Raw genomic sequence first — 6,701 nt, 5'->3', positions numbered from 1 at the left:
GCGGTGCCGTGCCGTGCCCAGGTGCGGTCACCGGGACCGGCGCCGAAACCGATCATGTCCTTGGCGGCCAGGACGTTGCCGGCGAGGTCCGGGTGGCCGGCCTCCACGCCGGTGTCCAGGACGGCGACCGTGACCCCGCGGCCCTTGGTGGTCCGCCAGGCCTGGTCGAGGTGGAGGGCGGACAGGCCCCACTGCTGGGCGCGGATGCCGTCGGCGTACGCGGTGCCGGAGGGCAGCGTGGCGAGGGAACCGGCGAGCAGCAGGCCTGCCGCCGCCCGGGAAAGACGCTTCATGCGGGCTTCTCCGTGGCCGTGCCGACGGTCTTGCGCAGGCGTCGTTCGACGCGGTCGGCCAGGCCCTGGGCCTCGTTGCCGAGGCCGGCCTGCGCCGGATCGGTGGTCGCGCCGGAACGGACGGCGTCCGCGGCGGGCTGGGGGGCGTCGACGGTACGGCCGTCGGCCCAGCCCGTGACGGCGTAGGCGACGACGGGCGCGTCGGTGAGGACGGTGACGCTCCAGGAGGCCCGCTGCCGGTCGCCGAACGCGGCGGCGGCGGTGCCGGCGGCGGCGTAGGGCCGGGGCATCAGGTCGGCGCGCCGGTCCAGGTGTTCGTCGCGGAAGCGGGCGGCGAGCGCGGACATGGCGGCCGGGTCGGCCTTGGTGAACAGCAGGCCGACGGTGGTGACGTAGCTCTGGGTGGCGTCGGTGTAGGTGGCGCGCAGCAGGCGCTCGCAGCCAGCCGGGGCGAGGGCCTCGTGCAGCAGGGGGTCGAAGGCGTGGGCGCAGCCGCCGTCGGGGGCCACGGCGATCCGGGTCCAGGTGCGGTCGGCGCCGCCGGGGCCGGCGCCCGTGCCCTCGACGGTGGGCGGGAACAGGTCGTCCACGGGCACGCTGTGCCACAGCGTCCGGGCGGTGCCGAACGCGTTGCCGGCACCCTCCGGGCCGCCGTCCCCGGTCAGCCAACTGCCGGTCGCGGCTCCGCCGATGAGCCCGAGTCCGAGCACGAGGCACGCGGCGACGACGACGCTCCGCGAGCCGGTCCGGGGCCGCGTCGGCGCGCCGGACACATCCGGCTCCGCCAGGGACACCACGGGCCGCCGCCCTGCATCCCACGCGTACGCCGGGTCCGGCCCGGTCGACCCCATCGGGCTCCATCCCCCGCCACCGGCCACACGGGCCCGCCCCGGCATCACCGGCCGCCGGCCCCGCTCCGCTCCGTCCGCTCCGGCCGCGACGGAGGCAGGCCCGGTGGACACCGGCTGCGCGGGCACGGGGCGTTCGGGGGCGGGAGGCGCGGGAGCAGTGGGCTTCGATGCCGGGTACGCAGGGGCAGCGGGCCCCGACGCCACGTGGGCGGGGGCGGCGTACTTCGGAGCAGCGGGCTCGGAACCCGGGCGCGGAGCGGGGGATCCGGGGGCGGCGGGCCCCGACGCCGGGCGACCGGGGGCCGGGTACGCCGGAGGAGGGGGCACGGAAGCAGCCGGCGCGGAGGCAGGGCGTGCGGGAGCGGGGTGGGCGGGTGCCGGGTGGCGGGGGTCCGGTGCGGAGGAGCGCGGGGAAGTGGAAGGGGATGGGGACGGGGACGGCGCCTGGCGGATCGGGCGCAGGCGCGCGGTCGTCTCCGACGGGGCTTCCGCCGGGGCGGCCTGCCGTCCGGGTGTCCTGCCGGAGCGCAGCCGGGCCGTCGTCCCGGTGCCGGCCGCCGACGGAGCCGCCGTACCACCCGGGGCCCTCGTACCACCCGGGGCCGCCTGAGCCGCCGGGGCCGCCTGAGGCGCCGCCGGGACTGCCGTACCGGCCGGGCCCGTCCGAGCCGTCGAGCGGTCGGGGGCCGGCGCGTCGGCCCGTTCGGCCGGGGCCGTACCGCCTGCCGGGGCGGGCGCTGCGCCCTCGGCAGCGGGGCCCGCCGGGGTCCGGCCGGGCTGTCCCGCGGTGCGGGCCGGACCGGTGGCGTCGCGGCGGGCGGCCGGTCCGGTGCTCGGCGGCGCGTCGGGGAACCGGGCCGAGGCGGGCGGCGGGGGCGGGCTCACGGGGCCGGCGACCTCGGGCACGGCCGAGGGGCGCGGCCGGTGGGCACGCGCGGACGGGACGGCCGGCGGTCGTCCGCCGCGCGGGGTGAACACCGACGGCTCCTCGTCCAGCTCGTCGTCCGGGGGCACCGCCCAGGCGGCCCCGCGGCCGACGCCGGGTCCCGTGGTGTCGCCGGAGGTGGGGGTGGGGGTGGGCCGTGCTTCTGGGCTCATGCACCCCCCGTTTCCTCGTGCCCGGGCCGTCTGCTGGCAGGCGGGCCGTCGTCGCCGGCCGGCCGCGCCCGGTGCACTGTCCTCCCGGGCACGCATACCCGTACGGCCGGACCGGCATCCCGGTTCACGCGGGTGCCGGGTGCGTTCCGCCGTACGTGCGCGTCACTCTACGGGTTGTCGGGGGCCGGGACGGAACCGGTCCGCGACAGCCGGGGGTATCTGCCCGGAACGTCCCTCTACCCTGCGGTAATCCCGTCTGGCAGGCTTCCGCCATGACTGCGCCTGCCGCCGACCGGGCCCGTTACGACCGGGCCACCGCCCATCTCGACGCCCCCCTCGCGATCGTGGACCTGGACGCCTTCGACGCCAACGCGGACGACCTGGTCCGGCGCGCCGCGGGCAAGCCCGTGCGGGTGGCCAGCAAGTCGGTCCGCTGCCGGGCCCTGCTGGAACGGGTCCTGGCCAGGGACGGTTTCCGGGGGATCATGTCGTTCACCCTGGCCGAGTCGCTGTGGCTCGCGCGCTCGGGGTTCGAGGACGTCCTGCTGGCCTACCCGTCCGCCGACCGGACGGGCTTCGCGGAGCTGGCCGCCGATCCCAAGCTGGCCGGTGCCGTCACCGTGATGGTCGACGACCCGGCGCACCTCGACCTCATCGACGCCTCCCGCGACGGCGGGCGCGAACCGGTGCGGGTGTGCCTGGAGTTGGACACCTCGCTGAAGCTGTTCGGCGGCCGGATACGGGTCGGCGCCCGGCGCTCCCCGCTGCACTCCCCCGCCCAACTCGCCGAGCTGGCGCGGGCGGTGGCGCGGCGGCCGGGTTTCCGGCTGGTGGGGATCATGGCGTACGAGGGTCATGTCGCCGGGGTCGGGGACGCGGTCGCGGGCCGGCCGCTGCGCTCGCGGGCGGTCCGGCTGATGCAGGCCGCCGCCCGGCGGGAGCTGGCCGAGCGGCGGGCCGCGGTGGTGCGGGCGGTGCGGGCCGTCGCCCCGGACCTGGAGTTCGTCAACGGCGGCGGTACCGGCAGCGTGCAGCACACCGCCGCCGAGGACGCGGTGACCGAGATCGCGGCCGGTTCGGGGCTGTACGTGCCCCGGCTCTTCGACAACTACACGTCCTTCACCGGCCGGCCGGCCGCCCTCTTCGCCCAGCCCGTCGTCCGCCGCCCGGGGGTCGGGATCGTCACCGTGCTCGGCGGCGGCTACCCGGCCTCGGGGGCCGCCGGCCCGGACCGGCTGCCGGTGCCGTACCTGCCGGAGGGCCTGCGGTACGACCCGCAGGAGGGCCCCGGCGAGGTGCAGACCCCGCTGCTCGGTTCGCCCGCCGACGACCTGCTCATCGGCGACAAGGTGTGGTTCCGGCACGCCAAGGCGGGCGAGCTGTGCGAGCGGTTCGAGGCGCTGCACCTGGTGGCGGGGGACACGGTCACGGCGACCGTGCCCACCTACCGCGGCGAGGGGCGCACGTTCCTGTGACGGGCGGCCCTACAGGGGCGTGACGTAGGCGCCGGCGATGCCGCCGTCCACCAGGAAGTCGGTGGCGTTGACGAAGGAGGAGTCGTCGCTGGCGAGGAAGGCGACGGCGGCGGCGATCTCCTCCGCCTCGGCGAACCGGCCGACCGGGACGTGGACGAGGCGGCGGGCGGCCCGCTCGGGGTCCTTGGCGAACAGTTCCTGCAGCAGCGGGGTGTTCACCGGGCCCGGGCAGAGGGCGTTCACGCGGATGCCTTCCCTCGCGAACTGCACGCCCAGTTCCCGGGACATGGCGAGGACACCGCCCTTGGAGGCGGTGTAGGAGATCTGGGAGGTGGCCGCGCCCATCCGGGCCACGAAGGACGCGGTGTTGATGATGGAGCCCTTGCCCTGGCGGCGCATGTAGGGGATGGCGGCCTTGCAGCACAGGTAGACGGAGGTGAGGTTGACCTCCTGGACGCGCTTCCAGGCCTCCAGGCCGGTCTCCAGGATGGAGTCGTCGTCGGGCGGGGAGATCCCGGCGTTGTTGAAGGCGACGTCGACGCTGCCGTAGGTGTCGTGGGCCGCCTGGAACAGCGCCTCGACCTGCTCGGGGTCGGTGACGTCGGTCTTCACGAAGAGCCCGCCGACCTCGTCGGCCGCGGCCTTGCCGCGGGCCTCGTCGATGTCGGCGCAGACGACGTGGGCGCCCTCGGAGGCGAGGCGGCGGACGGTGGCGAGGCCGATGCCGCTGCCGGCTCCGGTGACGACGGCGGTGCGGCCGGTCAGCCGGCGGCAGACAGATTCTGCGGTCACTGTGCGGGGCCCTCCGTGCTGATGAAGACGTTCTTGGTCTCGGTGAAGGCGGTCAGGGCGTCGGGGCCGAGTTCGCGGCCGAGGCCGGACTGCTTGAAGCCGCCGAACGGGGTCCAGTAGCGGACGCTGGAGTGCGAGTTGACGGACAGGTTGCCGGCGCGGACGGCCCGGGAGACCCGCAGGGCACGCCCCACGTCGCGGGTCCAGACCGAGCCGGACAGCCCGTAGGGGGTGTCGTTGGCGAGGCGGACCGCGTCGTCCTCGTCGGTGAAGGGCAGCAGGACGGCGACGGGGCCGAAGATCTCCTCGCGGGCGGCGGGGCTGTCGTGCCGCTCTCCGGTGAGCACGGCCGGCGGGAACCAGAAGCCGGGTCCGCCGGGGGCGCTGCCGCGCAGGGCGGGGGCGTCGTCGGGGACGTAGGAGCGGACGCGTTCCAGCTGCCGGGCGGAGATCAGCGGACCCATCTGGGTCTTCTCGTCGGCCGGGTCGCCCACGACGACGGCGGCCAGCGCGTCGGCGAGGACGGCGCGGGCCTCGTCCAGCACGGTCTCCTGGACCAGGATCCGGGTGCGGGCGCAGCAGTCCTGGCCGGCGTTGTCCAGGAAGGAGAAGGGGTCGAGGGCGGCCTGGAGGTCGGCGTCGGCGAAGACGACGTTGGGGCTCTTGCCGCCGAGTTCCAGGGTGACCGGTTTGACCAGGCGGGCGCAGCGCTCCATGACCTCGCGGCCGGTGCTCGTCGAGCCGGTGAACACGATCTTGGCGATGTCCGGGTGGTCCACCAGGGCGCGTCCGGCGGTGGTGCCGTGGCCGGGCAGGACCTGGAGGACGTGCTCGGGCAGGCCCGCCTCCAGGGCCAGTTCGGCCAGCCGGAGCGCGGTGAGCGGAGTGGTCTCGGCGGGTTTGAGGACGACCGTGTTGCCGGCCGCGAGCGCCGGGAAGGAACCCCAGGCGGCGATCGGCAGGGGGAAGTTCCAGGGGGCGATCACGCCGATCACGCCGAGGGGTTCCCGGAAGGTCACGTTCCAGCCGCCGGGTGCCGGGATCTGGCTGCCGAGCAGCCGTTCGGCGCCGCCGGCCGCGTAGAGGAGCACGTCCCGGGCGTTGCCCGCCTCCCAGCGGGCGTTGCCGACGGTGTGCCCGGCCTCGCGGACCTCCAGCTGCGCGAGTTCCTCGGTGCGGGCGTCGACCACGTCGGCGAAGCGGCGCAGCAGCCGGGCCCGGTCGGCGGGGGCGAGGGCGGCCCAGCGGGCCTGGGCGCGGACGGCGCGTGCGACGGCGGCGTCGACGTCCTCGGCGGTGGCGGCGGGGACGGTGGCGATGATCTCCTCGGTGGCGGGGTTGCGGACCTTCAGCTCGTGCGGGTCGGACACGTGATGACCTTTCCCAGCGTCGGAGCACAGCGGCGCCGGAGCACAGCGGTGCGCGGGCTCACAGGCGTTCGAAGGAGCGGCGCAGCTCCCAGTCGGTGACCGCGGCGTCGAAGGCCTCCAGTTCGACGCGCGCCATGGTGCGGTAATGGGCGACGACGTCCTCGCCGAAGGCGGCCTTGGCCACGGGGCTGTTCTCCCACAGTTCGGCGGCCTCGCGCAGGGTGGCCGGGACGTGCTCGAACCCGGCGGTGTAGGCGTTGCCGGTGCAGGGTTCGGGCAGTTCCAGCCGGTGTTCGACGCCGTGCAGGCCGGCGGCCACCAGCCCCGCCACGGCGAGGTAGGGGTTGACGTCGCCGCCGGGCAGCCGGTTCTCGAAGCGCAGCGAGCGCCCGTGGCCGACCACGCGCAGGGCGCAGGTGCGGTTGTCGTGGCCCCAGGCGACGGCGGTGGGCGCGAAGGAGCCGGGCCGGAACCGCTTGTAGGAGTTGATGTTGGGGGCGTACAGGAGGGAGAAGTCGCGCAGGGCGGCGAGCTGTCCGGCGAGGAAGTGCCGCATCACCTCGGACATGCCCCCGTCCGGGCCGTCCGCCATGGCGTTGGTGCCGTCGGTGCCGGCGAGGGAGAGGTGGATGTGGCAGGAGTTGCCCTCGCGCTCGTTGTACTTGGCCATGAAGGTGAGCGAGACGCCTTCCTGGGCGGCGATCTCCTTGGCGCCGGTCTTGTACAGCGCGTGCTGGTCGCAGGTGACGAGGGCCTCGTCGTAGCGGAAGACGATCTCGTGCTGGCCGGGGTTGCACTCGCCCTTGGCGGACTCGACGGTGA

General features: G+C 75.8%; 5 protein-coding genes and 1 pseudogene. 1 reads left to right on the top strand and 5 read right to left on the bottom strand.

The genetic code is table 11. The features are described from left to right. Positions 1 to 293 (bottom strand): S8 family serine peptidase (locus IE312_RS42065; RefSeq protein WP_229900502.1); only part of this gene is annotated, 293 nt, incomplete at its 3' end. Beyond that, positions 290 to 1,066, bottom strand: coding sequence for a hypothetical protein (locus tag IE312_RS27340; protein WP_229900501.1), 777 nt, complete (start codon positions 1,064 to 1,066; stop codon positions 290 to 292). The genes IE312_RS27340 and IE312_RS42065, both read right to left, overlap by 4 nt. Before the next feature lie 1,448 nt (positions 1,067 to 2,514). Between IE312_RS27340 and IE312_RS27335 the strand changes: the two genes are divergently transcribed. After that, on the top strand, positions 2,515 to 3,717 hold the full coding sequence (locus tag IE312_RS27335; RefSeq protein ID WP_189984979.1) for an amino acid deaminase/aldolase: 1,203 nt from the start codon (positions 2,515 to 2,517) through the stop codon (positions 3,715 to 3,717). Between the two features lie 9 nt (positions 3,718 to 3,726). Here the strand turns inward: IE312_RS27335 and IE312_RS27330 are convergent, their stop codons facing one another. The 3 genes and pseudogenes from IE312_RS27330 to IE312_RS42060 form a co-directional block, all read right to left on the bottom strand. Then, entirely contained in the window at positions 3,727 to 4,509 is a 783-nt protein-coding gene (locus tag IE312_RS27330; RefSeq protein ID WP_189984978.1) for a 3-oxoacyl-ACP reductase, read from the bottom strand. Beyond that, positions 4,506 to 5,879: an aldehyde dehydrogenase family protein gene (locus IE312_RS27325; RefSeq protein WP_189984977.1), complete on the bottom strand. Its 1,374-nt coding sequence runs from the start codon at positions 5,877 to 5,879 to the stop codon at positions 4,506 to 4,508. The genes IE312_RS27330 and IE312_RS27325 overlap by 4 nt, the downstream gene beginning before the upstream one ends. Positions 5,880 to 5,937: 58 nt before the next feature. Continuing rightward, positions 5,938 to 6,701 (bottom strand): annotated as a pseudogene (locus tag IE312_RS42060) (glutamine synthetase); the annotation flags it as partial.

It is taken from the genome of Streptomyces capoamus, assembly GCF_014654935.1.
Classification (GTDB): Bacteria; Actinomycetota; Actinomycetes; order Streptomycetales; family Streptomycetaceae; genus Streptomyces; species Streptomyces capoamus.
The sequence above is the reverse complement of the archived record's forward strand: the minus strand, read 5'-3'. Positions and strand labels throughout refer to the sequence as shown.

Bases quoted from the DNA above. Each gene is read 5' to 3' on its own strand.
- IE312_RS27335 (WP_189984979.1), top strand. From the start codon at position 2,515: ATGACTGCGCCTGCCGCCGACCGGGCCCGTTACGACCGGGCCACCGCC.